Source organism: Roseibium aggregatum, assembly GCF_014692675.1.
Taxonomy (GTDB): Bacteria; Pseudomonadota; Alphaproteobacteria; order Rhizobiales; family Stappiaceae; genus Roseibium; species Roseibium aggregatum_C.
Genome location: NZ_JABFCZ010000120.1, coordinates 1 through 389, shown reverse-complemented (window position 1 = coordinate 389; position 389 = coordinate 1). Strand labels below are relative to the sequence as shown.

1 pseudogene is annotated in these 389 nt (G+C 64.8%); it reads left to right on the top strand.

Going from position 1 to position 389, the window contains the following annotated elements:
• Window positions 1–389, top strand: a pseudogene (locus HK439_RS26575) (type II and III secretion system protein family protein); the annotation flags it as partial.

Sequence of the window (389 nt, the reverse complement as noted above, 5' to 3'; positions counted from 1 at the left end):
CGGCAATGGCGCGCAAATCACCGGTGCCGGCAACCGTTTGATCGCCAAGGGCACTGTCGGCTCAGTGGCCGAAGCGACCGACCTCAACGCGCTGCTCAACCCGCAGGGCCAAGGCTTCCAGAGCGCAATCAACACCACCGAATACGCGGGCGCCGCCCAGGTCAACCTGCGGGTGCGCTTTGCCGAAGTGTCGCGTTCCGAATTGCTGCACTACGGCGTGAACTGGAACGCGATGTTCAACAACGGCACCTTCTCGTTCGGGCTGATCACCGGCGGTGGCCTGGCGGCTGCCACGGCGGGTGGCTTGGCGACGGCGGGCACCGGCTCGGGCAATGTGAATATCGACGGCATGCTCGACGCACTGCAAGCCAACGGCGTGTTGCAGATAC